The following is a 26,659-nucleotide window of genomic DNA, read 5'->3' on the forward strand; positions in this document are numbered from 1 at the left end:
GGGACATTCCGTATCGTTGCGTTTGACGGCCATGCTAGCCGCGAATAATTCGCTTCGCCACGCGCCACCCGGCGCAGTTTCGCGCATGCCGGACCGGCATTGTTATAGTTTAGATATGAACTTTCAAGGGTGACCGTGACAGCATCCCGCCGGACCCAGCGCCTTTCCGCCAATGCAGCGGGCATCGCCGCCGCGGCGGACCTGCTCCGCGCCGGCAGGCTGGTCGCGCTGCCGACCGAGACGGTCTACGGGCTCGCGGCCGATGCCAGCGACGATCGCGCCGTCGCCTCGATCTATGCCGCCAAGGAGCGCCCGAGCTTCAATCCGCTGATCTCGCATCTCCCGGATCTGGATGCGGCGCGGCGCCAGGGCCTTTTCGATGCCCCGGCGCTGGCGCTGGCGAGGGCGTTCTGGCCCGGCCCCCTGACGCTGGTGGTGCCGGCATCCGGCGGCTGCACCGTCTGCGGCCTCGCCCGCGCCGGTCTCGACAGCGTCGCGCTGCGCGTGCCGTCCCATCCGGTGGCCCATGCCGTGCTGCAGGCGGCCGGCCGGCCGATCGCGGCACCGTCGGCCAATCGCTCCGGGCGGGTCAGCCCGACGCGGGCCGAGCATGTGCTCGCCGATCTCGACGGCCGCATCGACGCCGTGCTCGACGCCGGCCCGACGGCGGTCGGGGTCGAATCCAGCATCGTCGCCTGCCTGGGCGGGGCGCCGCGCCTGCTGCGCCCCGGCGGCGTGCCGCGCGCGGCGCTGGAGGCGGCGATCGGGCAGCCGCTCGCCATCGTCGCGGACGGCGGCGCCGCCCCGATCGCCCCGGGGCTGCTCGCCTCGCACTACGCTCCGCGCGCCGCGGTGCGGCTCGATGCGGAAGCGCCGGGCCCGGGCGAGGCCTGGCTCGGCTTCGGGCCCGAGCCGCACGACGGCGTCCTGCCCGCGCTCGCCGTCAATCTCAGCCCGACGGGGGACCTGACCGAGGCTGCGGCCAATCTCTTCGCCGCCCTGCGCCGGCTCGACGATCGCGGCCCGGCGACGATCGCCGTGGCGCCGATCCCGATGCGAGGCCTCGGCGAGGCGATCAACGATCGTCTACGACGGGCGGCGGCGCCACGCTGACGAGGCCGGCGGGCTCGCTTGCAGCCGCTTGCAATTCCGCAAGATCCGGCAATGCTGCGCGCGAGACCGACGGAGAACGTCCATTGCCGACATCCAAGCTCGCCTGGGACGATTTCCGCCTGATCAAGGCGATCGCCGACGCCGGCGGGCTGACCGGGGCCGCCGCGGCGCTCGGCGTCAATCATTCGACGGTGTTCCGCCGGCTCGGCCAGATCGAGGAGCAGCTCGGCCACGCACTCTTCGAGCGTCGCAAGACCGGCTATGTCGCGACCTCGGCCGGCGAGGAGATGACCACTCTCGCCTCGCGCATCGACGACGACGTCACCGCCTTCGGCCGCCGCCTGGCCGGCCGCGACCTCGCGCCCTCGGGCGAATTGCGCATCACCACGACCGACACGCTCTACCTGCACGTCCTGCTGCCGATCTTCGCGGCCTTCCGGGCGGCGCATCCGCTGATCCGGCTCGACATCGTCATCGCTAGCCAGACGCTCAACCTGTCGCGGCGCGACGCCGACGTCGCCATCCGCGCCAGCGATTCCCCGGGCGAAACGCTGGTCGGCCGCCGTCTCGCCACGCTGAGCTGGGCGGTCTATGCCCGCGCCGACGCGCCCGCGACGGAGGAAGAAGCGGCCGACCCCAGGCTGCTGTTCCGGCGCGACTGGGTCGCGCTCGGCGATCCGCTCGGCTATGTCAAGGCGGCGCGCTATGTCCGCGACCATGTTCCGGCCGAACGGATCGCGCTGCGCTCCTCGGCTGTGCTCGGCCTGACCGAAGCGGTCGAGCGCGGCATCGGCATCGGCCCCCTGCCCTGCTTCATCGCCGACCAGCGCCCCGGGCTCGTCAGGCTGCTGCCGCCGGACCCGGATTTCTCCACGGGCCTGTGGATCCTGACCCATCCCGACATCCGGCACGCCCCGCGCGTGCGCGCCTTCATGGACTTCGTCGGCGGCGAACTCGCCAAGCGCAAGGCGCTGATCGAGGGAGCGGGTTGACTGCCATCGCATCGCGCGAGCAGGTGTCCGCTTCCCTCAAAATTCTAGCCGATCTCGACCACCACCCGGCCGCGGACCTTGCCGTCGAGCAGGGCGCGGGCGGTCTCGACGACATCATCGAGCGGGATCGTCGTCGTCATCGCCGCGAGCCTGTCGCGGTCGAGGTCGCGGGCGAGACGGGCCCAGGCCTCGAGGCGACGCGGCTTCGGGCACATCACCGAATCGATGCCGAGCAGCGAGACGCCGCGCAGGATGAAGGGCGCGACCGAAGCGGGCAGGTCCATGCCCTGCGCCAGGCCGCATGCGGCGACGGCCCCGCCATATTTCGTCATCGACAGGACATTGGCGAGCGTATGCGAGCCGACAGCGTCGACGCCGGCGATCCAGCGCTCCTTGCCGAGGGGGCGGCCGGGGCCGGAGAGTTCGTTGCGGTCGATGATTTCGGCTGCGCCGAGGCGCTTCAGGTAATCGGCCTCCTCGGGGCGGCCGGTCGAGGCGACGACGTGCCAGCCGGTCCTGGCGAGCAGCGCGATCGCGACCGAGCCGACGCCGCCGGCGGCGCCGGTGACGACGACCGGGCCGTCGGCCGGCTTCACGCCATGACGTTCCAGCGCCAGCAGGGCGAGCATGGCGGTGAAGCCGGCGGTGCCGATCGCCATCGCGTCGGCCGGCGTCATGCCCTCGGGCAGCGGCACCAGCCAGTCGCCCCTGACCCGGCTCTTCTGCGCGTAGGCGCCGAGATGGGTCTCGCCGGTGCCCCAGCCATTGAGGATCACGAGGTCGCCGGGCTTGAAATCCGGGTGCTCGGACGTCTCGACCCTGCCGGCGAAGTCGATGCCGGGGATCATCGGCCAGCGCCGCACGACCGGGGCGCGGCCGGTGATGGCGAGCCCGTCCTTGTAGTTCAGCGTCGAATGGGTGACGCGGACGGTGACGTCGCCCTCCATCAGGTCGGCTTCGGCGAAGGCGCCGAAAGCGACGCTGGTACCGGCTTCCCCCTTGCTGGCGATCAGGGCCCTGAAGGTCGACATGGCATGCTCCCGGGATGTTTCCTGCGCTCTCGGCGAACCGCGCCGCCTCCCGAGAGTTGACCGCGCCCGGCCGCCACCCGCAAGCGGCAAGCCGGTGCGTCCTTGGTCAGGCCGGCTGCGGCGCGACGCGCGTCACCGGTTTCTCGACGATCGGCAGGTTGATCAGCGCCGAGGCGACGCCGAGCGCGACCGAGAGCCACCAGACGATGTCGTAGGAGCCGAAGCGCTCGTAGAGCACGCCGCCGAGCAGCACCCCGAGGAAGCCGCCGACCTGGTGCGAGAAGAAGGCGAAACCGTAGAGCATCGCCATGTATTTGGTGCCGAACATCAGCATGACCAGCGCCGAGGTCGGCGGCACCGTCGAGAGCCAGAACACGCCGATGACGATACCGAAGGCGATCGCGGTCAGCGGGCTCGGCGGCAGCAGGATGAAGGCGGCGATGGCGACGGCCCGGCCGAAATAGATCCAGGCGAGCAGATGGCGCTTGGGCATGCGCGCCGTCAGCCAGCCGGAACCGAGCGAGCCGACCGCGTTGGCGAGGCCTATCGCGGCCAGCGTCCAGCCGCCGACCCAGGCCGGCATGCCGGTGTCCTTGAGATAGGCCGGCATGTGCACGGTGATGAAGGCGAGCTGGAAGCCGCAGGTGAAGAAGCCGAGGACGAGCAGCACGTAGGAGCGATGCCTGAAGGCCTCGGCCAGCGCCTGCGGGATGCTCTGGCCGGGCGTGGCGGCCGCTCCGGGGGCGGCGCTCGCCTGGTTCGTGCCGCGCGTCGCCAGCATCACCGAGAGCGGGATCACCGGCAGCAGGGTGAAGGCGAAGACGATCAGCGCCTGCTGCCAGCCCAGCGTCTCGATCAGGATGTTGCCGATCGGCGGGAACAGGAACTGGCCGAAGGAGCCGGCCGCGGTGCCGGCGCCGAAGGCGAGCGGCCGCCATTGCTCCGGCAGCAGCTTGCCGAAGGCGGCGAGGATCAGGTTGAAGGAGCAGGCGGACAGGCCGAAGCCGATCAGCACGCCGGCGCCGAGATGAAGCTGCAGCGGCGTCGAGGCATAGGCCATCATGACGAGGCCCGCGGCATAGAGCAGAGCGCCGACGCAGAGCACGCGCACCAGGCCGAAGCGGTCGGCGATCGCGCCGGCGAAGGGGGCGCCCAGGCCCCAGAGCAGGTTCTGGATGGCCAGCGCCAGGCCGAAAATGTCGCGGCCCCAGCCATATTGGGAGGTCATCGGGATCTGGAACAGGCCGGCGCTGGCGCGCGGGCCGAAGCTGATCAGCGCGATCAGGCAGCCGGCGGCGACGATGATCTCCGGCGCGTAGCCGCGCTTGGCGGTTGCGGTCATGAGAGGCTCCGGAGCAAGAAACGTGTGTCTGCACGATAGGGTCTGCGGACCATGGTCGCCAACGCGATTTCGTTACGTTGCGCATCACAGGATTGCATGATCGCCACGCGGCAAGGTCATCGGAATGCGCCGGCAAACAGGGTGTTGTTCTGCTAGAGTTGCTCTCGCAAATGTGGAGGCTAGCTATGCGTGCCGTCGTGCAGTTGCTGTCCGCCTACTCCTCCTGGCTGTCCCGGATGCTGCTGGTGACGCCGGAATTCATCACCAGAGATCGACGGGGCAACATGCCTCCGCCTTCCGGCGGCATCGGCGCCTATTGACGATCGCTGCCCGCTTTTCGACGGCGGGCAGCAGGATCGACTGGACTACCTGCCCCAGCGGAGGGCGAGCGGATCGAGCTCGCGCGCGAGCTCGATCAGGCCTTCGCGCGTCTTCGGATGCAGCGGCGTCAGCGGATGGCGGACGGCATCGGACCCGATCACGCCGCCCTCCTTCATCACCGCCTTGGCCGAGCGCAGGCCGCATTGCCGGTTCTCGTAATTGACGATCGGCAGCACGCGGGCATAGAGCGCCGCCGCCTGCTTGCGATCGCCTGCGGCATGGGCGGCCAGGATCGGCTTGATCAGGTCGGGAATCATCGCCGAGGTCATCGTCCCGGTGGCGCCGGCATCGAGATCGGCCATCAGCGTGATCGCCTCCTCGCCGTCGAACGGACCGACGATGGCATCGCCGCCGGCTTCGATCAGGGCACGCAGCTTGCCCGCCGTGCCCGGCTGCTCGATCTTGAAGTAGCGGACGAGCGGCACCTCCCGGTTGAGCCTGACCATGAAGGGCACCGTCATGGTCACGCCGGAAAGCGGCGCGTCTTGGAGGATGATCGGGATTCCCGCTGCATCCGCCACGATCTTGAAGTGCTCGATCATGCCCTGCTCGTCGGCCTTGAGCAGCGCGCCGTGATAAGGCGGCATCATCATCAGCATCTGCGCGCCGGCCTCGGCCGCCGCCCTGGCGCGCTGCGCCGCGATGCGGGTCGAGAAATGCGAGGTGGTGACGCAGACCGGCACGCGGCCCGCGACCTGCTCGAGCGAAAGCCGCATCACCTCCTCGCGCTCGGCGTCGGTCAGGAGGAACTGCTCGGAGAAATTGGCGAGGATGCAGATGCCGTCGACGCCCTGGTCGACCATCAGGTCCATGACCCGGCGATTGCCGTCATGGTCGAGGTCGCCATTCTCGTGGAAGATCGTCGGCGCGATCGGGATGATGCCCTTATAGGGTTCGCTCATGGCAATGGTGTCCTTCCTGAAACCTCGAGCAGGAGCAAGAACGGCAGCGGCACTCCCTCGTAGAGCTTGCCGGACTGCAATGCGCTACACATTCGACGACAAGGGCGCCGGCATCGCCGTCAGGCCTTCGCCGCCCGCGCCGTCACCAGCTTGCGGATGCCGCGCCGCGTCGAGCCGATCAGCGGGAAGAGCAGCAGCGCGAGGCCGATCGCCATCAGGCTCGCCACCAGCGGGTTCGACCAGAAGATCGAGAGCGAGCCCTGGCTGAAGATCATCGACTGGCGGAAGGCGTCCTCGGCCTTGTCGCCGATGACCATGGCGAGCACCAGAGGCGCGATCGGATAGTCGAGCTTCTTGAAGAGATAGCCGACGATGCCGAAGGCGAGCGCCAGCCAGATGTCGAACTCCTTGCTGGCGACCGTATAGGCGCCGATGAAGCAGACCACCACGATCGCCGGGCCGATGATCGAGAACGGAATGCGCAGGATCGAGGCGAAGAGCGGCACGGTCGCGAGCACGACGACGACGGCGACGACATTGCCGAGATACATCGAGGCGATCAGGCCCCAGACGAAGTCGGGCCGCTCGACGAAGAGCATCGGGCCGGGGTTGAGCCCCCAGATCATCAGCCCGCCCATCATCACGGCGGCGGTCGCAGAGCCGGGAATGCCGAGCGCCAGCATCGGCAGCATGGCCGAGGAGCCGGCGGCATGGTCGGCCGTCTCGGGCGAGATCACGCCTTCGGGCTCGCCCTTCCCGAAGGCTTCCGGCCGGCGCGAAGAGCGCTTGGCCATGGCGTAGCTCATGAAGGAAGCCGCGGTCGGGCCGCCCGGGGTGATGCCCATCCAGATCCCGATGATGCTGGAACGCAGCAGAGCGAGCCAGTAGCGCGGCAGCTTCAGCGCCGTGGCGAGCACGTCGCGCGGGCTGACCCTGGCCTTGACCCCGTCGAAGCGCAGCCCCTCCTCCATGGTCTGCAGCAGCTCGCCGAGCCCGAACAGGCCGATCACCGCGATCAGGAAGCTGACGCCGGCGAGCAGCACGTCGAACTCATAGGTCAGGCGGACATTGCCGGAGACCGAATCCATGCCGATCGAGGCCAGCGCGAAGCCCATCGCCATCGAGACGATCGTCTTCAGCGGCGAGGCGCCGCCGAGGCCGACGAAACTGGCAAAGGTCATGAAATAGACCGCGAAATATTCCGGCGACGAGAATTTCAGCGCGAAGCGCGCGACCCAGCCCGAAAGCAGCGTGATCAGGATGACGCCGGCCATGGCGCCGAAGCCGGCCGACAGAAAGGCGAAGGAGAGCGCTTCGGTCGCCCGGCCCTGCTTGGCCATCGGATGGCCGTCGAAGGTGGTGGCGACCGAGGACGGCTCGCCGGGGATATTGAACAGGATCGAGGTGGTGGAGCCGCCGAAGAGCGCGCCCCAGTAGAGCGAGGTCAGGAGGATGATCGCCGAGACCGGGTCCATGGTGAAGGTCAGCGGCAGCATCAGCGAGACGCCGTTCGGCGCGCCCAGCCCCGGCAGCACGCCGACCAGGATGCCGAGCAGCACGCCGGCCATCATCAGCGCGACATGATGCGCCGTCAGCGCGACCTCGAAGCCGTGGAGGAGCGAGGCGAAGTTTTCCATGAAAGGCTCCGGCGCGCAGGATCAGAGGCCGAGCATCGCCTCGACCGGCCCCTTGAGCAGGCCGACCTGGGCGAATTTCTCGAGGCCGAGATAGAAGAAGGCGGCGGTGGCGAGCGCCGTCGCGAGCGAGGGCAGCCAGCCGAAGCGGCCCTGGAAGCGCATCGCGAAGACGAGATAGAGCAGCATCGCGACATACATGCCGAGCGTGACGCTGAGCACGACGAAGGCGAGCATCGGCAGGAAGAAGGCGAGGACGCGCCCGGCCTGCTCCCTGTCGAGAACGATGCCGGCGAGCGCCGCCGAGCCACCCATGCGCCGGCCGACCGTCGTCGCGATGGTGCCGAGGCTGGCGAGGGCGATCAGCAGGCCGCAATAGAAGGGGAAGGCGCCGGGCTGGGGTCCGGAGGAATCCCAGCCGATGCCGAACTCGCGGGCGCCGACGACGATGACGAGGCCGAAGGCGAGCGTCGCCAGCGCGGTCGCGATCTCGGCCTGGAAGCGGCTGATCATCGGCTTTCCTCCTACATTTCCCCATCCAGCAAAGCCCGTCATTCCGGACAAGCCGCGAAGCGGCGCAGATCCGGAATCCATCGAAGGGCGGCGTGTTCTACGATGGATTCCGGCGCTCCGCTTCGCTGCGGCCGGAATGACGACGAACTGGCTTCGATCAGTTCACCACCCAGCCTTCGTTCTTGAAGACCTTGGCGTTGGCGGCCTCGTCCTTGGCGACGAAATCGGCGAACTCCTTGCCCTTCATGAAGCGGCCGGTCTGCGCGGTGCGGGCGATGAACTCGGCCCATTCCGGCGTCTTGCTGACCTTTTCCAGCACATCGGCGTAGAAGGCGACAGCGTCGGCCGGGACATCGGCCGGCAGCCAGACCGTGCGCGGCATCTGGAAGGACTCGATCGGCAGGCCCGCCTCCTTGCAGGTGGGGATGTCGCCCCAGCCCTTGCCGCCATGGACCGGCTCGCTCTTGGCGAGGCGCACCGGCGAGAAGACGCAGAGCGGCTTCACCTGGCCGGCCTTCCACTGACCGATGTTCTCGTTCGGGTTGTTGGTGTTGGAATCGACATGGCCGCCGGCGAGCTGGGTCGCGGCCGCTCCGCCGCCCTGGAAGGGCACGTAGATCCAGCGGGCGCCGGTCGCGTCCTGGATCATCGCCGTCAGCGTCTGGTCGGTGTCCTTCGACTGGCTGCCGGCCATCTTGAAGCTGCCGGGCTTGGCCTTCACCGCCTCGATATAGGATTGGGCGTCCTCATAGGGCGCGCTGCCGTTGACCCAGATCAGGAACTCGTCGAGCGCCAGCGCGGCGACCGGGGTCAGGTCCGAGAACTTGTAGCCGAGCTTGGCGACATAGGGCAGCAGATAGGCGTTGTTGGTCCCGAAGACGACGCGATGGGGCTCGCCCTTGCCGCCCTTGCCGTAGACATAGCCCTCCGCGCCGCTGCCGCCGCCCTTGTTGAGAACCACGATCGGCTGCTCGATCAGCTTGTGCTTGGTGATGATCGACTGGATGACGCGGGCGAAATTGTCGGTGCCGCCGCCGGCACCAGACGTCACCACGAACTCGATCGGCTTGCTCGGCTGCCAGGCCGCGGCGGGAGCCGCCGCGACGGCGAAGGAAGCGGCGGCGAGACAGGCCGCGATGCAGAGACGTTTCATGCTGTTTCTCCCTGGACGTTCGTTGACATGAGGCGCGGCTCTTCGCGGCCGCTTGCCGGGGTGGGCTCAGGCGGCCTTGCGCGCCGCCCTGCCCTCGCTCGCCATCTTGATCGCCAGCGAAAGCGCGGCGCGTGTCGCGCCGAGATTGGCGATCCCCTTGCCGGCGATCTCATAGGCCGTGCCATGGGCCGGCGTGCAGATCGGGAAGGGGAAGCCGCCGATCAAGGTGACGCCGCGATCGAAGCCCATCAGCTTCATCGCGATCTGGCCCTGGTCGTGATACATCGTCAGGACGGCGTCGAAATCGCCGTTCCTGGCGCGCAGGAACACGGTGTCGGACGGGAAAGGCCCCTCGACGGCGTAGCCCCTGGCCTTGGCCGCCTGAACCGCCGGCTCGATCACCTCGATCTCGTCGCGGCCGAAATTGCCGCCGTCGCCGGCATGCGGGTTGATGCCGGCGACCGCGATGCGCGGCGGGTCGAAGCCGGCGGCGCGCAGGTTCGTCTCGGCGAGGTCGAGCGCGCGCAGGATGCGCTCCTGGGTGATGTTCCGCGCGACCTCGGAGAGCGGGATATGCGAGGTGACGCGCGCGTTCCAGAGCTTCTCGAGGACGTTGAATTCGCTCGCCGGACCGTCGAACCCGATCGCATCGCGGACGAAGCGGATCTCGTCGTCATAGCCCGGATAGGCAAAGCGCATCGCCGCCTTGTTGAAGGGGGTGAAGAACACCGCATCGGCCTTGCCCGAGGCAGCCAGGCGCAGCGCCCGGCGGAAATTCTCGGTCGCGGCCCTGCCGCCGGCGAGCGTCGCCTTGCCGCGCTGGAGATCGCCCGGGTCATGATTCTTCAGATCGACGAAGATCGGCTTGCCGGCATCGGCCGGCAGGGCATCGCCGTCACCGACGACATGCAGATCGGGGATCAGGCCGGCATCCTGCGCACCGAGCTGGAGCAGGCGATAGTCGCCGAAGACGATATAGCGGGCGGCGGAGCGCAGATCGGGCTCGGCCAGGATGCGGGCGGTCAGCTCCGGGCTGATACCGGAGGGATCGCCCATGGCGACCGCGATCACCGGCAAGGAAGCCTGCGCCTTCGTATCCATCTCGTCCTCCCGAAGCCGGCCGCCGCCGGTCTGCGTGCCCATCGCCTACCATGCTGCGGTCGGCGATAGCAAGTATGCTGTATGCAGCATAACGGAAACGCACTACCCTGCCGCGCATGCGGCAGGCTTCACCCGTCCACAGGCGAGGCCACGCCGAACGCGGGTGTCGCGATACCGGCGCGAAGCCCGTCGCGTTGACAGCGCGAAAGCGCCATGCCGTACAGGTGCAAAGGAGAGCCGCGATGACGAACGAGGCCGGCATGTCGAGCGAGGCGCAGGCCTATCCGCGCATCACCCGCCGCACCCTGCACGAGGAGGTGCTCGAACGGCTGCGCGACATGATCATCGAGGGCCGGCTCGCGCCCGGCCAGCGCATCAACGAAGGCGCCGTCGGCGCGCAGCTCGGCGTGTCGCGCACGCCCCTGCGCGAGGCAATCAAGACGCTCGCGAGCGAAGGGCTGGTCGAGATCCAGCCGGCGAAGGGCGCGATCGTCCGCAAGTTCTCGGCGCACGACCTGCTGCAGATCCTCGAGGTGCTGAAGACCCTGGAGCAGCTCGGCGGCCGGATAGCCTGTGCCCAGGCGAGCGAGGAGAGCATCGCGGCGATCAAGGCGCTGCACGACCAGATGATGGCGCTCTACGAGACGCGCGACCGGCTCGACTATTTCAAGCTCAACCAGGCGATCCACAGCGCCATCGTCGCCGCCTCGGGCAACGCCGTCCTGGTCGAGATGCACGGCACCCTGCAGGCCAGGATCAAGCGCCTGCGCTTCATCGGCAACGAGGGCCCGGAGAAATGGGCCGGCGCCGTGGCCGAGCACGAAGAGATGATGGACGCCCTGCTGAAGCGCGACGGCGAAGCGCTGGCGGCCGCGATCGGCCGGCACATGGACTCGACCCTGGTGCGCGTGCGCGACGTGCTCTGACCGGCGCGCATCGTCTGCGAACCGAAAGCCTTCGAGATACGCAAGCGTCAAACTGACGCAACGGCGCCTAAGCAATCAGTGCCGCCGCATGCTTGACCATGCCCGCCTTGGTTGCCTACGCTACATCGGCGCAACTAAAAGAATCAAATTTAAGTTTCAATCAGCAAGTAGAAGGCTTGTTTTCCGTAGACTTCGCTGTCGGGGGAAATGCTCATGTCCTGGCCGCATGCCCTCTTTGCCCAGTCCCCCGAGATCGCCTTGTTCCTATCCCTGGCAATCGGCTACTGGATCGGCAAATTTCAGTTCGGCAAATTTCAGCTCGGCGGGGTGGCCGGCTCGCTTCTCGCCGCGGTGATCATCAGCCAGGTCGGCGTCTCGATCGACAACGGCATCAAATCCGTCCTCTTCGCCCTGTTCATCTATGCGGTCGGTTATGAGAGCGGCCCGCAATTCTTCCGCTCGCTCGGCCGCCAGTCGCTGCGCGAGATCGCGATGGCCACGGTTCTCGCCGTCAGCGGCCTCGTCACCGTCGTCCTGCTGGCTCGCGCCTTCGGCCTCGACAAGGGCCTCGCGGCCGGGATCGCGGCGGGCGGCCTGACCCAATCGGCGATCATCGGCACGGCCGGTGCCGCCATCGCCAAGCTCGGCCTCGCCGCCGACGAGGCCGGGCGCCTGCAGGCCAATGTCGCGATCGGCTATGCGGTGACCTACATCTTCGGCTCGTTCGGGGCGATCATCGTCTGCGTCAACGTCCTGCCCTGGCTGATGCGGCGAAGCATCCGCGACGATGCGATCAAGGCCGAGGCCGAACTCCATGCCGGCGCGCACAGCTACGGCGTCGGAGAGCATGCCGCGACGCCCGAGCTGGTCGGACGCATCTACCGCATCGAGGGCGCGGCCGGCCGCAGCGTGGCGGAGATCGAAGGCGCGAGCGCCCCGCCGATCAGCATCGAGCGGGTCAAGCGCAACGGCGTGCTCATCGGCACGGAACCGTCCCTGCGGCTCGAGACCGGCGACATCGTCCTGCTGGTCGGGCGCCGCGCGGGCGTGGTCGACCTGTCGGAGCAGCTCGGCCCGGAACTCGAAGCCTCCGATGGCATGGATGTCGTCGTCGTCACCCGGGACGTCGCGATCACCGCCGCCGCCTTCGTCAAGCGCACCGTGGCCGAGATTCGCGCCGCGACGGCCGAGACCCTGCGCCATGGCGTCTACGTCATCGCTGTCAAGCGAGCCGGCAACCCGTTGCCGCTCGAGGGCGGGACGGTGATCGAACCCGGCGACGTCGTCAGCCTCTACGGTACGGCCGAGGACGTGCAGCGCCTGGCGCGGCAGGTCGGCAGCATCATCATTCCGAGCGACAAGACGGATTTCGTCTTCCATGGCCTCGGCCTGGTCGCCGGCCTGCTGATCGGCCTCGTCGTGCTCCGGTTCGGCGATATACCGCTGACCCTGGGCAGCGGCGGCGGTGCCCTGCTCTCCGGCCTCGCCTTCGGCTGGTATCGCAGCCGCAACATGACGATCGGCAACATGCCGAGCGCAGCCTCGACGCTGCTGCGCGATCTCGGCCTCGCCGGCTTCGTCGCGGTCGTCGGCCTGCAATCCGGCCTCCAGGCCGTCAGCACGATCGCCGAAAAGGGCCTCTCGATCTTCCTGATCGGCGTCGTGGTGACCCTGCTGCCGCTGCTGATCACCATGCTCTTCGGCCGCTATGTCCTGCGCTACGACAACACCGCCATCTTCGCCGGAGCGCTGTCGGGCGCGCGCAGCGCCAATCCGGCCTTCGGCGAGGTCCTCGACAAGGCCGGCAACGCGATCCCGACCACGCCTTTCGCCATCACCTATGCGCTCGCCAACGTCTTCCTGACCCTGCTCGGGCCGCTCGTCGTCGCCTTCGCCTGAACCGATGGGGGTTTCCCATGACCACCGACTATTCGAAATACGCCAAGCTCAGCCCGTTCGAGCTCAAGGACGAGCTGATCAAGCTCGCATCGGGCAAGGCGAACCGCCTGATGCTCAACGCCGGCAGGGGAAATCCGAATTTCCTGGCGACCCTGCCCCGTCGCGCCTTCTTTCATCTCGGCCTGTTCGCCGTGGCCGAGGCCGAGCTCTCCTATTCCTACATGCAGAACGGCGTCGGCGGCCTGCCGAAGATCGAGGGCATCGAAGGCCGGTTCGAACGCTTCACGGCCGAGCATCGCGACCAGCCGGGCGCCGTCTTTCTCGGCCGGGCGCTGAGCTATGTCCGCGACCAGCTCGGGCTCCCGGCATCCGAATTCCTGCACGAGATGGTCGAGGGCGTCCTCGGCAGCAACTACCCCGTGCCGCCGCGCATGCTCAGGATTAGCGAGGAGATCGTCAAGCAATACATCGTCAAGGAGATGATCGGCGGCTTCCTGCCGGCCGGCAGCGTCGACCTGTTCGCCGTCGAGGGCGGCACGGCGGCGATGGCCTACATCTTCAACACGCTGAAGCAGAACGGCCTGCTCGAGCGCGGCGACAAGGTCGCCATCGGCCTGCCGGTGTTCACGCCCTATATCGAGATTCCGGAGCTCGACGAATACGGGCTCGTCGAGGTCGCGATCAATGCCGATCCCGCCCGGGGCTGGCAATTCCCGGACGAGGAGCTCGACAAGCTCAAGGACCCGGCGATCAAAATCTTCTTCTGCGTCAATCCGAGCAATCCGCCCTCGGTCAAGATGGACGACCGCAGCCTCGACCGCATCGCCGCGATCGCGCGCGAACACCGGCCGGACCTGTTCATCCTGACCGACGATGTCTATGGCACCTTTGCCGACGATTTCCGCTCGCTGTTCGCGACCTGCCCGCAGAATACGATGCTGGTCTATTCGTTCTCGAAATATTTCGGCGCGACCGGCTGGCGACTCGGCGTCATCGCCACGCACAAGCAGAACGTCTTCGACGCCGCGCTCGGCGCCCTGCCGGAGGAGACCAAGACGAATCTCGACCGGCGCTACGGCTCGCTCCTGCCGGATGTAAGATCGCTCCGCTTCATCGACCGCCTCGTCGCCGACAGCCGGGCGGTGGCGCTCAACCATACCGCCGGCCTGTCGACGCCGCAGCAGGTCCAGATGGTGCTGTTCGCGCTGTTCGCCCTGATGGACGAAAGCGACAGCTACAAGGCCGAGGTGAAGAAGCTGATCCGCCGGCGCCAGGCCGCGCTCTATCGCGAGCTCGGCGTCGAACAGGACAGCGATCCCAATGCCGTCGACTACTACACCCTGCTCGATCTCGAGGAGATCGCTCGCAAGCTCCATGGCGACGCGTTCGCGGCCTGGGTGCTCGATCGTTCGGCAGCCGGCGACTTCCTGTTCCGCATCGCCGACGAGACCGGGATCGTGCTGCTGCCGGGACGTGGGTTCGGCACCCAGCACCCGGCAGGCCGCGCCTCGCTCGCCAATCTCAACGAGTATGAATACGCCAATATCGGGCGCGCCCTGCGCAGCATGGCGGACCAGTTGCACGCCGAATACGAGAAGAGCCGGGGCTGAGGCGCTCCCTGCGCCCAGAAAACTCCCGACATCGACGCCCGCTGGAGGTTGCCCATGATCCGAAGGATCAGCGCCGGCGCGTTCGCCGTCCCGGCCATCATCGCCTTGTGTTCAAGCCTGCCCGCCGGCCCCGCTGCAGCCTGCAACCGGATGGACGGCTGCATCCATGACGCCCAGCTGGAGAATTACGGGATGATGCATGACGGCCGCATGAGCGAAGCCATGCGCAGCGGCGCAGCGAATGTCGAAGCGTTCCGGTCGGCGGGTACGACGGTCAGCCGGCAGGAGCAGCCCCCGTCCAAGCCACGGAAGCGAACGGCCGGCCTCAGTGGCCGCTGAAGACCAGCGTCTGGATCGGCAGCACCAGCGCCTGGATGCGCAGCAGCATGGCGTGAACCACTCCGGTCGCGTCGACCGCATGCAAGGCGATCCGGCGCAGCGTGCCGGTGCCCCTGGCGGCGATGATGTCGTGGTTGTTGCTGTAGGCGTTGGCGATGCAGCTCGAACCGGGCGTCACGCCGTCGAGCCCGCCTGGATAGAGCGGCTCCATATAGGTCAGGATCGTTCCCGGGCGCACCGCCTGCTGGGCGTCGATCAGTTGTTCGCCGCTGCGGACCTGCCCCGTCGCGATGAAGTCCTGCACGCCGGTCACGACCATCGGGATGATGGTCCAGGGCTTCGAGATACAGGTGACCTCGGCGACCATGCCGACCTTGATGACCTGCGCCTCGATCTGGCCGAAGCCGGCCTGAAGCCGCCCGCGGCCGGCCTCCTCCGGGATGATCGCGCCGGCCGGACGCATGAACGGGTTGACGATGTCGCCGGGCCGCAGCGTGAACTGCTCGACATGGCCGTTGAAGCCGGCCCGCACCACGGTCTTGCCGAGCTCGACCTCCGCCTGCGCCAGCGTCGCCTCGGCGCTGGCCCGCTCGGCGGGAAGCAAGGTCGAGATCTTGGTCTGGGCTGCCGCCTGCGACGCCATCGTCGAGGCGACCGCGGCTTCGCGCCCGGCGGCGATGTTTTCGAGGCGCTCGATCTCACGGGTTGCGACGATGTCGTCGTTTCGCCGCTTCAGTTCGCGTTTGGTCTGCAATTCATCGAGGGCCTGCTGCAGCGCGCTCTTCGCCTCCTGGACCTTGCCGTCATAGGTGAGGATGTCGGCCTTCGCGACCACCAGCGCCGCGTCGACCTCGGCGAGCTTGCTCCGCGCCGTCTCGACCGCCGCCCGCTGGCTCGTGCTGTCGAGGGTGAAGATCGGCTCGCCCTGCGCGACCTTGCCGCTGACGCCGACGTGGACCTGGGCGACCCGGCCATTGATCTCCGGAATGATCGGCACGCTGCGGAAGAACACGGTCGCGCTGGTCGTCGAGGGGTGGTTGTAGAAGATCACGGTGATCAGGCCGATCGTCAGCATCACGCAGGTGACGATGCCCCAACGCAATTCGAACCAGACCGAATAGAACGTGATCTCCCTGCCCAGTCGCCGACCCTGGCCATAGCGGCGATACAGGTAGTCCGGGACGATGGTGAAGAGGGCGCAGACGAGGAGTTCGAGCATCAGCCTCTCCTCAATGCTGGCCGGCCGGCCCGGCTACGACTGGCGGAGGCGCCGGCTTGTCGTCCGGCGGGGCGATGCCGTGCTCGATAGCGGATGCCGCCTCGCCACCGCGGCCGGGGGCGATACCGGCGATCTTTTCGAGCGCGCCGGCCATGCGGCTGAACATGCCGGAGAAGTCGGGGACGTCGATCAGGGCCAGCAGCAGACCGATCACCCAGAAGAGATGCACATGCGTGAACAGAGCGAGCAGCCCGAGCACGGCGACGATCTCGAACTGCAGCTTGTGGGATTTGTGCGCGATGCGCTCGGGCAATGTGTGCAGGCGTAGAAACAGCAGGCCGACGCCGAGCACGGTGGCGAGCAGAATGATCGCCGCGACCACCATCAGAATATCCGTGCCGCCCGGTTCGATGATGAAAGCCGGCAGGTGATGCGCCGCCGCCGGATGAACCTGGTCCGCCATGGCATCTCCCGGAGCGATCGAAGACCTAAGGTCAGGTGAGAGCCAGATCGCGCGAAAGTCAATCGGCCCAGCGGACTACGCGTAGCGTCTTGACAGGTCGGCGGCCCTCACCTCCGCTTGCGGCAAGAAGCCGGCGAGGAACGGTCAGCCATGCTTACGCTGCGCCAGATCGAGGTGATCCGGGCGATCATGATCACCGGCACGATCGCCGGCGCGGCCCAATTGCTCAACGTCTCGGCACCGGGAATCAGCCGGCTGATGAAGCACACCGAGCGGACGCTGCGGCTCAAGCTGTTCGAGCGCAGGCATGGCCGCTATGTGCCGACGCCCGAGGCCAAGGACATTTTCGAGCAGATCAACGGCGTCTACCGCAAGGTCGACGACCTGCATTCGATGCTGGCGCGGATCGAACGCGGCAGCGAGGTCGAGTTCAAGCTCGGCTCGGTGCCGAGCATCTGCCATGTCATGGTGCCGCGCGCGATCGAGCGGCTGCGGCGCAAGCATCCCGACCTGCGCATCGACATCAACATCCTCAAGATCGAGGAGGCGCTCGACTATCTCCTGCTCGGCAAGGGCGAGATCGTGGCGATGAGCTACAAGCTGGACCACCCCGGCCTGGACTTCGTGCCGCTGGCCATGGGCGAGTTGCTCTGCATCGTCCCCCAGGACCATCCCCTCGCCGGGCGCGCCGTCATCTCGGCCCGCGAGATCGTGCAGCACCCGCTGATCGGCATCGATCCGAACGACCCCTACGGGCGGATCATGAGCGAGATTTTCGAGCGCCAGAGCCTGCACTACGAGATGGCGATCAAGGCACGCTTCGGCACCACCGTCTGCTCGCTGGTCAGGGCCGGGCTCGGCATCGCCGTCATCGACCAATTCACCGTCGCGCACGGCTCGATGCAGGGCATCGCGACGATCCCGATTTCGGAGCCGACCCGCTTCCAGACCTATGTGGCGATGAAGAACGACAAGGCTCCCTCACTCTATGCCGAGACCTTCGTCAGGCTGCTGCGCGAGGAGATGAACGCGGTGGTCGGACCACGCGTGGCACCTGCGTCCACCGGCATAACATCAGGTTAGGCATCCCGGATAAATTGGTTATCGCGTTAGCGGCGTAAATCGGCTTATGTCGAGTTGATCGAGAAGCCTGCCGAGACAGGCACCGAAGGGACGGGAATGTCGACCATCGCCATCGCCAGGAAGAGCAAGCGCGTCCTGCTCGGGCTGATCGGCTCGCCGATCAGCCATTCGGCAACGCCGGCGGCCCAGGAGGCGGCGGCACGTGCGGCCGGCATCGAGGCGCATTACCATCTGATCGAGGTCGCCGGGGCCGGGCGCGACGATCTCGCCGCCATGCTCGACGGCGTGCGCCGGCTCGGCTTCTCCGGCATCAACGTCACCTACCCCTACAAGGAGGCTGTGGTGCCGCTGCTCGACGGGCTGTCGGAGCAGGCCGCCGCGATGGGCGCGGTCAACACCATCGTCGTCGACGATGGCCGGCTGACCGGCCACAACACCGACGCCAGCGGCTTCGCCACCGCCTATCGCCGTCTCGGCCGGCAGGATGGCGACAGGCCGGTCGCGATCATCGGCGCGGGCGGCGTCGGCAAGGCGATCGCCTTCGCGCTCGCCGGCTGCGGCGTGCGCCGCCTGGCTATCCACGATGTCGACCGGAGCCGGGCGGAGGCTCTGGCCGCCCTCATCGGCGCGCGGGCGCGCGTCGCGATCGCCGCGACTGCCGAGGCGGCCGCGGACGGCGCGGCCGGCATCGTCAACGGCACGCCGGTCGGCATGCTGCCGAACCGCGACATGCCCGTCCGGGCCGAGGCGATCCGGGCCTCGCAATGGGTGGCCGACGCCGTCTATCACCCGCTCTGGACTCCGCTGCTGAAAGCGGCGCAAAAGGCGGGCGCGACGGTGATGACCGGGCGGGAGCTCGCCATCCACCAGGCCGTCGACGCCTTCCGGCTGTTCACCGGGCGGGAGGCGTCGGAAGCGGTGATCGGCGCGGCCTTCGACGCCGCGATCGCAGCGCGGGAAGGCGGAGATCGCGCCGCCTGACAATCAAAACGACCCGGCGGGACCGGGCAGAACGAGGGACGAGTGGAGGAGACGACAATGAAATCGCACTGGATCATCGCGGCCGCGCTCGGCATGGCCGTCAGCCTGCCGGCGCTGGCGCAGGACAAGGTCAAGCTGATCGACGTCGTGGAACTGTCCGGCGCCGGCGCGACGGCGGGCACCAACTGGAAGAACGGCATCGACCTCGCCGTCGCCGACATCAACGCCAAGGGCGGCATCCTCGGCAAGCAGATCGAGATCGTCCACTACGACACCCAGACCAATCCGGGGAACACCCGCGCCGCCGTGCAGCGCGCCATCGACGAAGGCACCTACGCCGTGCTCGGCCCGGTCTTCTCCGGCCCGATCGGCGCCTCGATGCAGATCGCCCAGCGCGCCGAGATCGCCCAGATCGTCGGCGGCGAGGCGGCGGGCCTGACCAAGCAGGGCAACCAGTACCTGTTCCGCACCTCGCTGAGCCAGAGCGCGGCCATGCCGAAGATCGCCAAATACCTCAAGGACACGGTCAAGGCTGCTTCAGTCGCCGTGGTCTGGGTCAACAACGATTTCGGCAAGGGCGGGCGCGACGCCATCATTCCCGAGCTGGAGAAGGCCGGCATCAAGCTCGCGGCCGACGTCGCAACCGAACAGGGCCAGGCCGATTTCGCCGCCGACGCGATCAAGGTCAAGAACGCCAATGCCGACGCGATCTTCGTCTATCTGAACGAGGAGGAGAGCGCCCGCTTCCTGCGCGCCGCCAAGCAGCAGGGCATCACCAAGCCGATGATCGGCGAGACGACGCTGCTCGGCGCCAAGGTGATCGAGCTCGCGGGCGAGGCCGCGAACGGCGTCAAGGGCCATGTCGGCCTCTCGATTGACGCGCCGATCCCGGCCTTCCAGGAGTTCGGCAAGAAGTTCCAGGCCAAGTACAATTATGCGTCCGACCATAACGGCCTGAAGGGCTACATGGCCGTCCACATGATCAAATGGGCGACCGAGAAGCAGAAGAAGTTCGACAAGAAGGGCGTCGCCGACACGCTGCGCGGCGCGACGATCAAGACGACCGAGGAGCCGGGGATCATGATCGAGACCACCATCGAAAAGAACGGCGACCTCGATCGCGAGAGCTTCCTCGCCGAGGTCAAGGACGGCAAGCAGGTGATCACAGCGACGCTGCCGAAGATCAACCCGTAGGGGCGGGAACCGCGCCCCCTCCCTTCTCCCCTTGCGGGAGAAGGTGGCTCGGCAAAGCCGAGACGGATGAAGGGTCGCGCAACGCCCGCAGCTTTCATCGCGTCGGACAGCCGGTCGCTGGATAGACCTGAGCGACCCCTCATCCGGCCCTTCGGGTCACCTTCTCCCGCAAGGGAGAAGGGAAGAGCCTCCTTCCGACGCGCCAAACGAGCGAGAAACCGCCATGGCCGAATTCCTCGCCTATCTCATCGCCGGCATCGCGACGGGGGCGATCTACGCGCTCGCTGCGATCGGCTTCACGCTGGTCTGGCAGACCTCGCAGACGATCAACTTCGCCCAGGGCGAGTTCGTCATGCTGCCGGCGGTGCTGGTGCTGCTCGCGATCAAGCTCCTCGGCGCCCCGGTCTGGCTGGGCGCGCTGATCGGCATCGCCGCCTTCATCCTGATCTTCGGCGTCGGCTTCAAGCTGGCGGTCGTCGACCCGATGATCCGGCACGGCGTGCTGCCGCTCGCCATCGCCACCATGGCGCTGTCGATCATCATGAAGGAAGGCGCCAAGGACGGCTTCTCGGCCGAGGCGCAGAAATTCCCCTCCTTCGTGCCGACCGAGACGATCTCGGTGTTCGGCGCCGCGATCTCGCTGCAGCACGTCGCGATCATCGCGGTTGCCTTCGCCGTGATCGGCCTGCTGCAATGGTTCGTCGGCGGCACCCGCCTCGGCCGCCAGATGCAGGCGACCGCGCAGAACCCGACCGTGGCCCGCATCCTCGGCATCCCGGTCGAGCGCATGGTGCTGCTGACCTTCGTCATCAACGCGGCGCTCGCAGTGGTCGCCTCCGTGCTGATCTCGCCGATCTACCTGGCGAAATTCTCCAATGGCGAGGTCATCGGCCTGTTCGCCTTCATCGCGGCGATCGTCGGCGGCTTCAACCAGGTGCGGGGCGCCCTGGTCGGCGGCCTGATCGTCGGCATCGTCGACAGCCTGGCGGCGGCCTATGTCTCGACTTCGTATCGGCTCGCCGTGCCGCTCGTGCTGCTCGTCGTCGTCATCCTCGTCAAGCCGGAGGGCCTGATGGGACGTAGAGAGGAGCGCCGCGTATGACCGCGCCCGCAACCCATGGCGCCGCGCCGGCGGCGCGTCGCCTCGCCCTGCCCGGCTTCGTCGACGGCACGCTGCTGACGCTGGTCGCAGCCGCCCTCATCCTCTGGTTCGCGCCCTCCGGCATGGGTCGCTACGGCACCTATGTGCTCTCGCTCTGGCTGGTGATGAGCGTCGCGGTGATGGGGCTCAACCTGACGCTCGGCTATGCCGGCCTGAAATCGCTGGCGCAGGCCGCCTTCATGGGCATCGGCGCCTATGCGACCGCGCTGCTGACCAGCAAGGTCGGGCTCGACTGGTACACTGCCTTCGCGATCTCGGGCCTGCTCACCTTCGCCGTCGGGCTGGTCCTCGGCTTCCCGGCGCTCAGGGTGAAGGCGCATTACCTCGCCTTCGTGACGCTGGCCTTCTCGACGCTGATCTGGCTGATCCTGCGCAATGAGCAATGGCTGACCGGCGGCGTCTTCGGCCTCTCCAACATCCCGCGTCCGAGCTTCCTCGGCCTCAAGCTCGACGGGGCGCTGGCCTTTCACCGCTTCGTCGTCGTCGTCACCTTCCTGCTCGCGGTCGTGCTCTGGTGGATGATCCGCTCGCCCTGGGGCCGCGCCTTCACGGCGCTGCGCGAGAACCCGATCCGCGCCGCCAGCCTCGGCGTCGACACCCGCATGTACACGCTGCTCGCCTTCGCGATCGGCTCGGCCTATGCGGGCTTCGCCGGCGCGCTCTACGCCCCGCTGGTCGAGTTCATCGACCCCTCGCCCTTCTCGCTGTCGCAGAGCTTCTTCCTGCTGCTGATGGTGGTCGCCGGCGGCGCCGGCTACCTGCTCGGCCCCTTCATCGGGGCGCTGCTCGGCGTGGTGCTGCCGGAATGGCTGCGCTTTGCCGGCTCGCTCTACCTAATCATCTTCGCGGCGATCGTCATGCTGCTGCTGATCGCCTGCCCGCAGGGCATGAGCGGCCTGCTGGAACGCGGCTGGAATCGATTGACCGGCAAGCCGGGGGCCGGACGATGACCCAGGTCCTCGAAGTCTCGAATCTCCACAAGGCCTTCGGCGGCATCAAGGCGGTGAACGGGGTCTCCTTCTCGGTCAACGAGGGCGAGATCCTCGGCATCATCGGCCCGAACGGCTGCGGCAAGTCGACCCTGTTCAACTGCATCCTCGGCCAGCTCGAGCCGAGCGAGGGCGCGGTCAAGCTCGACGGGCGCGACGTCACCAATATGCGTCCCTCCGAGCTCAACAAGCTCGGCGTCAGCCGCACCTTCCAGCTGCTGCAGGTCTTTCCCGAGCTCTCGGTGCGCGAGAACCTGATCCTCGCCGGCCAGGAGCACGAGGGCACGATGCTCTCGCGCTTCTTCGGAGCCCGCGACGCCGGGCTGACGGCGAAGGCCGAGCAGATGATCGGCTTCTTCAAGCTCGGCCATCTCTCCGACGCCAAGGCGGGCGGCCTCTCCTATGGCCAGCAGAAGCTGCTCGACGCCGCCATGGCCTTCATGGCCGGGCCCCGCCTCGTCCTGCTCGACGAGCCGGCGGGCGGCGTCAACCTGACCATGCTGGGCGATCTCAAGGAGCGCCTGCGCGCGATCAATGCCGAGCAGGGCGCGACCTTCGTCGTGATCGAACACAACATGGATTTCGTGATGTCGCTGTGCTCGCGCGTCATCGTGCTCGCCGAGGGCAAGGTCCTGGCCGAAGGCACGCCGGCCGAGGTCCGCGCCAACCCGGCTGTCATCGAAGCCTATCTGGGGCACTAGCCGTCATGCTCGGGCTCGACCGAGCATCTCCTGCCAGGGATTCTCGGGTCTGCGCTGCGCTCCGCCCGAGAATGACGCGAACGGGAACGGAGACGAGAATGACCACCCCCATCCTCGAACTCGACGGCGTGGTCGGCGGCTACGGCGCCATGACCATCCTGAACGGCACGAGCTTCACGGTGCCGCGCGCCGCCATCACCACGGTGATCGGACCGAACGGCGCGGGCAAATCGACCGTGTTCAAGGCGATCTTCGGCCTGATCAGGGTGCGCGAGGGCCGGATCGGGCTGGAGGGCCGGGAGATCACCAACTGGACCCAGCGCAGGCTGCTCGAAGCCGGCATCTGCTATGTGCCGCAGGGCCGCAACATCTTCCCCGAGCTCTCGGTGCGCCACAATATCGAGCTCGGCGCGGTCGCTGCCGGCAGCCAGATCACCGATATGCCGAAGCGCATCGAGGCGGCGCTCGACCGCTTCCCGGCGCTGCGGGCGAAAGCGGACATGCAGGCCTCGACCCTGTCCGGCGGCCAGCAGAAGCAGCTCGAGATCGTGCGCGGATTGCTGCTCGACCCCAAGCTCGTGCTGATCGACGAGCCTTCGATCGGGCTCTCGCCGATGCTGGTGCAGGAGACCTTCGACATCCTGAAGGAGCTGCGCGCCAAGGGCGTCACCATCCTGATGGTCGAGCAGAACGCCCGCTCGGCGCTGGAGATTTCGGACGAGGGCCTGGTGCTGGAACTCGGCCGGACGCGCATGCAAGGCCCTGCCGCCGAGATCCTCGCCGATCCGCGCGTCGGGCAGCTCTTCCTCGGCGGAGCGATGACGGAGGCGGCGTGATGGCGCCTTGCGCGTCGTTGCGAGGAGCGAAGGCGACGAAGCAATCCAAGAGCCGCAGAGCTCAATATCCCGCTGGATTGCTTCGCTGCGCTCGCAATGACGGACCACGCGATCTGACCACGGAGCCCGCATGAACCCGACCTCGATCGCCACCGTCTCGCTCTCCGGCGACCTCGCCGACAAGCTGCGCGCCATCGCCGCCGCCGGGTTCGACGGGGTCGAGGTCTTCGAGAACGACTTCCTCACCTTCGACGGCGGTCCGCGCGATGTCGGCAGGATGATCGCCGATCTCGGCCTCGCCATCGTCGCCTTCCAGCCCTTCCGCGATTTCGAGGGCATGCCGGAGCCGCTGCGCGGGCGCACATTCGAGCGGGCCCGACGCAAGTTCGCGCTGATGAACGAGCTCGGCGCCGAGCTGATGCTGATCTGCTCCAACGTCTCGCCGCAATCGATCGGCGGGATCGACCGCGCCGCCCATGACCTCGCCGAACTGGGCGATCTCGCGGCGACGCACGGCGTTCGCGTCGGATTCGAGGCGCTGGCCTGGGGCCGTCATGTCAACGATTATCGCGACGCCTGGGAGATCGTGCGCCGGGCGAACCATCAGCGCATCGGGCTGATCCTCGATTCCTTCCACACGCTCGCGCGCCGTTCGCCGCTGGAGCCGATCGCCGCGATCCCCGGCGACCGGATCGAATTGGTCCAGCTCGCCGACGCGCCGCAGCTCGACATGGACGTGCTGAGCTGGAGCCGGCATTTCCGCAACTTCCCCGGCCAGGGCGACCTGCCCGTCGCCGACTTCCTCCGGGCCGTCGAGGCGACGGGCTATGCCGGCCCGCTTTCGCTCGAGATCTTCAACGACCAGTTCCGCGCCGGCTCGGCCAGGCGCGTTGCGGTCGACGGCCTGCGCTCGCTGATCCAGCTCGCCGACCAGACGGCCCGCCTCAGCGACCCCGCCAAGGCGGAGATGCCGGATCGTGCACCGCTGCTCGGCGTCGAGTTCATCGAATTCGCGCTCGACGAGGAGCCGGCGCATGAGCTGGCCGCCCTGTTCGGCGCGCTCGGCTTCCACAAGAGCGGCGAGCATCGCAGCAAGACGGTAACGCGCTGGAGCCAGGGCGGCATCAACCTGATCGTCAACACCGAGAAGGACGGCTTCGCCCAGTCTCATGCGATCATGCACGGGCCCGGCGTCTGCGCGCTGACGCTGCGCGTCGCCGATGTCGAGGCGACGATGGCGCGCGCCAGGGCGCTGAAGGTCACGACCTTCGAGCAGCCGGTCGGGCCGGGCGAGATGGAGATCCCGGCGATCCGCGGCGTCGGCGGCAGCCTGATCTACTTCACCGAGCCGCGCCCGGACGGCGCCCGGAGCTGGCACGACGACTTCATCGCCAGCGGCGCCGACGGCGGCGCCCCCGCCCTGCTCACCGGCGTCGACCACATCTCGCAGTCGATGGACTACGACGAGATGCTGTCCTGGCTGCTGTTCTACACCTCGCTCTTCGCGCTGGACCGCGTGCCGCAGCTCGCCATCGCAGACCCGGCCGGGCTGGTGCAGAGCCGGCCGCTGGTCAATGCCGACGGCACGGTTCGCATCATCCTCAACGGCTCGCAGGCGACGCGGACGCTGTCCTCGCGCTTCGTCTCCGAGCATTTCGGCTCCGGCGTGCAGCACATCGCCTTCACCTCGCCCGACATCTTCGCGGCCGTGACGGCGATGCGCGCCGCCGGGCTCGACTTCCTCGACATCCCCGCGAATTACTACGACGATCTCGAAGCTCGCTACGGGCTGGAGCCGGCCTTCCTCGAGCGGCTGCGCGAGCACCACATCCTCTATGATCGCGACGGCGACGCCGAGTTCCTGCAGGTCTACACCCACGTCTTCGCCCAGCGCTTCTTCTTCGAGATCGTCGAGCGGCGCGGCGGCTATGCCGGCTTCGGCGCGGTCAACGCGCCGGTACGGCTGGCGGCGCAGGCACGCGAGGCGCGGCCCGTGACGGTGCCGCGCCCGCTGCACGAGGATTAGCTCGTCACCACGACCTTGCCGACGGCCCGGCCGCTCTCGACCAGTTCATGCGCCCGCGCCACCTCATCGAGCGGAAAGCGCGCAGCGATCTGGTGGGTGAGCCAGCCGTCGCGCAGGCCTGCGCTGATCGCGACCGCGGCCTCGTCATGCGCCGCCGCGTCCATGACGTAGACCAGCACGAAACGGATCGCCGCATCGAGCTGGAGCAGCGGCCAGAAGGGCAGCACGGGCTCCGCGACCGCATCGGACGAATAAGTCGCGATCACGCCGCGTGGCGCCAGGACCTGCATGGTCAGGGCGAGATTGGCGCCGAAGGCGACCTCGACGATACGGTCGACGCCGCGTTCCTTGCCGGTAAATGCGCGGATGCGCGCCGCAAGATCATCGGTCAGCCGGTTCAGCACGAGATCGGCACCCGCCGCCCTGGCGGAACGCGCCTGCTCCTCGCGGCTGACGGTCGCGATCACCCGCGCTCCGCCCTGCCGGGCGAACTGGATGGCGTAGCGGCCGACCGCACCGGCCCCGCCGGTGACGAGCACGACCTTCCCGGCGACCGGGCCATCGGCGAAGACGCAGCGATGCGCTGTCATCGCCGGGACGCCGAGGCAGGCGCCCTCCTCGAAGGAGATGCGGGCCGGCAGCGGCTGAACCTGCCGCGCCGGCAGCGCGACATACTCCGCAGCCGCGCCGAAGGGCCGGCCGAGCGAGGCCTCATAGAACCAGACGCGCTCGCCGAGGCGGCTCTCCAACTCGGGCGAGCCGGCGCCCACGACCTCGCCGGCGCCGTCCTGATGCGGGATGACGAGCGGGAACGGCATTTCGTCCCGGCCGAGCCAGCCCGCCCGCCCTTTCCAGTCCGACGGATTGACGCCGCTGGCGCGGACCCTGACCAGCAGTTCCCCCGGCCCGGCAACGGGGCGGGGCTGCTCGCCGACCTGCAGAACCTCGCTCGCCGGCCCCTTGCGCTGATACCAAGCTGCCTTCACCGCCATGCTCCTTACTCTGTTGCGGAAGCAGGCAAGTGTCGTCATAGCTCATCGCAGACAAGTACGCACAAAGAGAACATGTA

General features: G+C 67.9%; 25 protein-coding genes. 15 read left to right on the forward strand and 10 right to left on the reverse strand.

The window, feature by feature from the left end:
- Window positions 1-135 precede the first annotated feature (135 nt).
- Complete coding sequence (locus CS1GBM4_RS06740; protein ID WP_244607093.1) at window positions 136-1,113, forward strand: L-threonylcarbamoyladenylate synthase; 978 nt, start codon at window positions 136-138, stop codon at window positions 1,111-1,113.
- Between the two features lie 83 nt (window positions 1,114-1,196).
- Window positions 1,197-2,105, forward strand: a complete 909-nt coding sequence (locus CS1GBM4_RS06745; RefSeq protein WP_186417934.1) for a LysR family transcriptional regulator — start codon at window positions 1,197-1,199, stop codon at window positions 2,103-2,105.
- Window positions 2,106-2,149: 44 nt separating this feature from the next.
- Here the strand turns inward: CS1GBM4_RS06745 and CS1GBM4_RS06750 are convergent, their stop codons facing one another.
- Together CS1GBM4_RS06750 and CS1GBM4_RS06755 are read right to left on the reverse strand one after the other, a co-directional pair.
- The gene (locus CS1GBM4_RS06750; protein WP_186417935.1) at window positions 2,150-3,136 is read right to left on the reverse strand and encodes an MDR family oxidoreductase; all 987 of its coding nucleotides are present in this window, start codon (window positions 3,134-3,136) and stop codon (window positions 2,150-2,152) included.
- A 106-nt stretch (window positions 3,137-3,242) separates the two neighbouring features.
- Window positions 3,243-4,478 carry an MFS transporter gene (locus tag CS1GBM4_RS06755; RefSeq protein ID WP_186417936.1) on the reverse strand — a complete coding sequence of 412 codons (1,236 nt, stop codon included), beginning with the start codon at window positions 4,476-4,478 and terminating at the stop codon, window positions 3,243-3,245.
- 185 nt (window positions 4,479-4,663) lie between these two features.
- Between CS1GBM4_RS06755 and CS1GBM4_RS24730 the strand changes: the two genes are divergently transcribed.
- Window positions 4,664-4,798, forward strand: coding sequence for a hypothetical protein (locus CS1GBM4_RS24730; protein ID WP_280177685.1), 135 nt, complete (start codon window positions 4,664-4,666; stop codon window positions 4,796-4,798).
- 45 nt (window positions 4,799-4,843) lie between these two features.
- Here the strand turns inward: CS1GBM4_RS24730 and CS1GBM4_RS06760 are convergent, their stop codons facing one another.
- The 5 genes from CS1GBM4_RS06760 to CS1GBM4_RS06780 form a co-directional block, all read right to left on the reverse strand.
- On the reverse strand, window positions 4,844-5,761 hold the full coding sequence (locus CS1GBM4_RS06760; protein WP_186417937.1) for a dihydrodipicolinate synthase family protein: 918 nt from the start codon (window positions 5,759-5,761) through the stop codon (window positions 4,844-4,846).
- Window positions 5,762-5,880: 119 nt separating this feature from the next.
- A complete protein-coding gene (locus CS1GBM4_RS06765; RefSeq protein WP_186417938.1) occupies window positions 5,881-7,398 on the reverse strand; it encodes a tripartite tricarboxylate transporter permease in 1,518 nt (505 codons plus the stop codon).
- 21 nt (window positions 7,399-7,419) lie between these two features.
- Window positions 7,420-7,908, reverse strand: a complete 489-nt coding sequence (locus tag CS1GBM4_RS06770; RefSeq protein ID WP_186417939.1) for a tripartite tricarboxylate transporter TctB family protein — start codon at window positions 7,906-7,908, stop codon at window positions 7,420-7,422.
- Window positions 7,909-8,065: 157 nt separating this feature from the next.
- Window positions 8,066-9,061, reverse strand: a complete 996-nt coding sequence (locus CS1GBM4_RS06775) for a tripartite tricarboxylate transporter substrate-binding protein (RefSeq protein ID WP_186417940.1) — start codon at window positions 9,059-9,061, stop codon at window positions 8,066-8,068.
- Between the two features lie 66 nt (window positions 9,062-9,127).
- Window positions 9,128-10,162, reverse strand: coding sequence for a 4-hydroxythreonine-4-phosphate dehydrogenase PdxA (locus CS1GBM4_RS06780; RefSeq protein ID WP_186418050.1), 1,035 nt, complete (start codon window positions 10,160-10,162; stop codon window positions 9,128-9,130).
- Window positions 10,163-10,404: 242 nt separating this feature from the next.
- Here CS1GBM4_RS06780 and CS1GBM4_RS06785 point away from each other — a divergent pair, with 242 nt between their 5' ends.
- The 4 genes from CS1GBM4_RS06785 to CS1GBM4_RS06800 all read left to right on the forward strand — a co-directional run bounded on the left by CS1GBM4_RS06785 (window position 10,405) and on the right by CS1GBM4_RS06800 (window position 14,936).
- Window positions 10,405-11,088 (forward strand): GntR family transcriptional regulator, encoded by a 684-nt coding sequence (locus CS1GBM4_RS06785; RefSeq protein WP_186417941.1) that lies wholly within the window; start codon window positions 10,405-10,407, stop codon window positions 11,086-11,088.
- A 213-nt stretch (window positions 11,089-11,301) separates the two neighbouring features.
- Window positions 11,302-12,987 carry an aspartate-alanine antiporter gene (gene aspT / locus CS1GBM4_RS06790; RefSeq protein WP_186417942.1) on the forward strand — a complete coding sequence of 562 codons (1,686 nt, stop codon included), beginning with the start codon at window positions 11,302-11,304 and terminating at the stop codon, window positions 12,985-12,987.
- Between the two features lie 17 nt (window positions 12,988-13,004).
- A complete protein-coding gene (locus CS1GBM4_RS06795; protein WP_186417943.1) occupies window positions 13,005-14,597 on the forward strand; it encodes a bifunctional aspartate transaminase/aspartate 4-decarboxylase in 1,593 nt (530 codons plus the stop codon).
- A gap of 54 nt (window positions 14,598-14,651) precedes the next feature.
- Complete coding sequence (locus CS1GBM4_RS06800; RefSeq protein WP_186417944.1) at window positions 14,652-14,936, forward strand: hypothetical protein; 285 nt, start codon at window positions 14,652-14,654, stop codon at window positions 14,934-14,936.
- Here the strand turns inward: CS1GBM4_RS06800 and CS1GBM4_RS06805 are convergent.
- Together CS1GBM4_RS06805 and CS1GBM4_RS06810 are read right to left on the reverse strand one after the other, a co-directional pair.
- The gene (locus tag CS1GBM4_RS06805; protein ID WP_186417945.1) at window positions 14,923-16,155 is read right to left on the reverse strand and encodes an HlyD family secretion protein; all 1,233 of its coding nucleotides are present in this window, start codon (window positions 16,153-16,155) and stop codon (window positions 14,923-14,925) included. The genes CS1GBM4_RS06800 and CS1GBM4_RS06805 overlap by 14 nt on opposite strands.
- A gap of 10 nt (window positions 16,156-16,165) precedes the next feature.
- Window positions 16,166-16,618 carry a hypothetical protein gene (locus CS1GBM4_RS06810; protein ID WP_244607094.1) on the reverse strand — a complete coding sequence of 151 codons (453 nt, stop codon included), beginning with the start codon at window positions 16,616-16,618 and terminating at the stop codon, window positions 16,166-16,168.
- A gap of 150 nt (window positions 16,619-16,768) precedes the next feature.
- On the opposite strand from CS1GBM4_RS06810, the gene CS1GBM4_RS06815 reads away from it, so the two are divergent.
- The 8 genes from CS1GBM4_RS06815 (at window position 16,769) to CS1GBM4_RS06850 (ending at window position 25,590) form a co-directional block, all read left to right on the forward strand.
- Window positions 16,769-17,701 carry a LysR family transcriptional regulator gene (locus tag CS1GBM4_RS06815; RefSeq protein ID WP_186417946.1) on the forward strand — a complete coding sequence of 311 codons (933 nt, stop codon included), beginning with the start codon at window positions 16,769-16,771 and terminating at the stop codon, window positions 17,699-17,701.
- Between the two features lie 96 nt (window positions 17,702-17,797).
- Window positions 17,798-18,682, forward strand: coding sequence for a shikimate dehydrogenase (locus tag CS1GBM4_RS06820; RefSeq protein WP_186417947.1), 885 nt, complete (start codon window positions 17,798-17,800; stop codon window positions 18,680-18,682).
- 57 nt (window positions 18,683-18,739) lie between these two features.
- Window positions 18,740-19,876 (forward strand): ABC transporter substrate-binding protein, encoded by a 1,137-nt coding sequence (locus CS1GBM4_RS06825; protein ID WP_186417948.1) that lies wholly within the window; start codon window positions 18,740-18,742, stop codon window positions 19,874-19,876.
- A 223-nt stretch (window positions 19,877-20,099) separates the two neighbouring features.
- Complete coding sequence (locus tag CS1GBM4_RS06830; protein ID WP_186417949.1) at window positions 20,100-20,978, forward strand: branched-chain amino acid ABC transporter permease; 879 nt, start codon at window positions 20,100-20,102, stop codon at window positions 20,976-20,978.
- Window positions 20,975-21,988 carry a branched-chain amino acid ABC transporter permease gene (locus tag CS1GBM4_RS06835; protein ID WP_244607095.1) on the forward strand — a complete coding sequence of 338 codons (1,014 nt, stop codon included), beginning with the start codon at window positions 20,975-20,977 and terminating at the stop codon, window positions 21,986-21,988. The genes CS1GBM4_RS06830 and CS1GBM4_RS06835 overlap by 4 nt, the downstream gene beginning before the upstream one ends.
- A complete protein-coding gene (locus CS1GBM4_RS06840) occupies window positions 21,985-22,728 on the forward strand; it encodes an ABC transporter ATP-binding protein (protein WP_186417950.1) in 744 nt (247 codons plus the stop codon). Before CS1GBM4_RS06835 ends, CS1GBM4_RS06840 begins: the two co-directional genes overlap by 4 nt.
- Window positions 22,729-22,826: 98 nt before the next feature.
- A complete protein-coding gene (locus CS1GBM4_RS06845; RefSeq protein WP_186417951.1) occupies window positions 22,827-23,564 on the forward strand; it encodes an ABC transporter ATP-binding protein in 738 nt (245 codons plus the stop codon).
- Between the two features lie 130 nt (window positions 23,565-23,694).
- The gene (locus CS1GBM4_RS06850) at window positions 23,695-25,590 is read left to right on the forward strand and encodes a sugar phosphate isomerase/epimerase and 4-hydroxyphenylpyruvate domain-containing protein (protein ID WP_186417952.1); all 1,896 of its coding nucleotides are present in this window, start codon (window positions 23,695-23,697) and stop codon (window positions 25,588-25,590) included.
- Here CS1GBM4_RS06850 and CS1GBM4_RS06855 read toward each other — a convergent pair.
- Entirely contained in the window at window positions 25,587-26,576 is a 990-nt protein-coding gene (locus tag CS1GBM4_RS06855) for an NADPH:quinone reductase (protein ID WP_186417953.1), read from the reverse strand. The two genes, CS1GBM4_RS06850 and CS1GBM4_RS06855, sit on opposite strands and share 4 nt — an antisense overlap.
- Window positions 26,577-26,659 lie beyond the last annotated feature (83 nt).

Origin of the sequence: Allobosea sp. CS1GBMeth4, from assembly GCF_900185715.1 — a bacterium.
GTDB lineage: Bacteria > Pseudomonadota > Alphaproteobacteria > Rhizobiales > Beijerinckiaceae > Allobosea.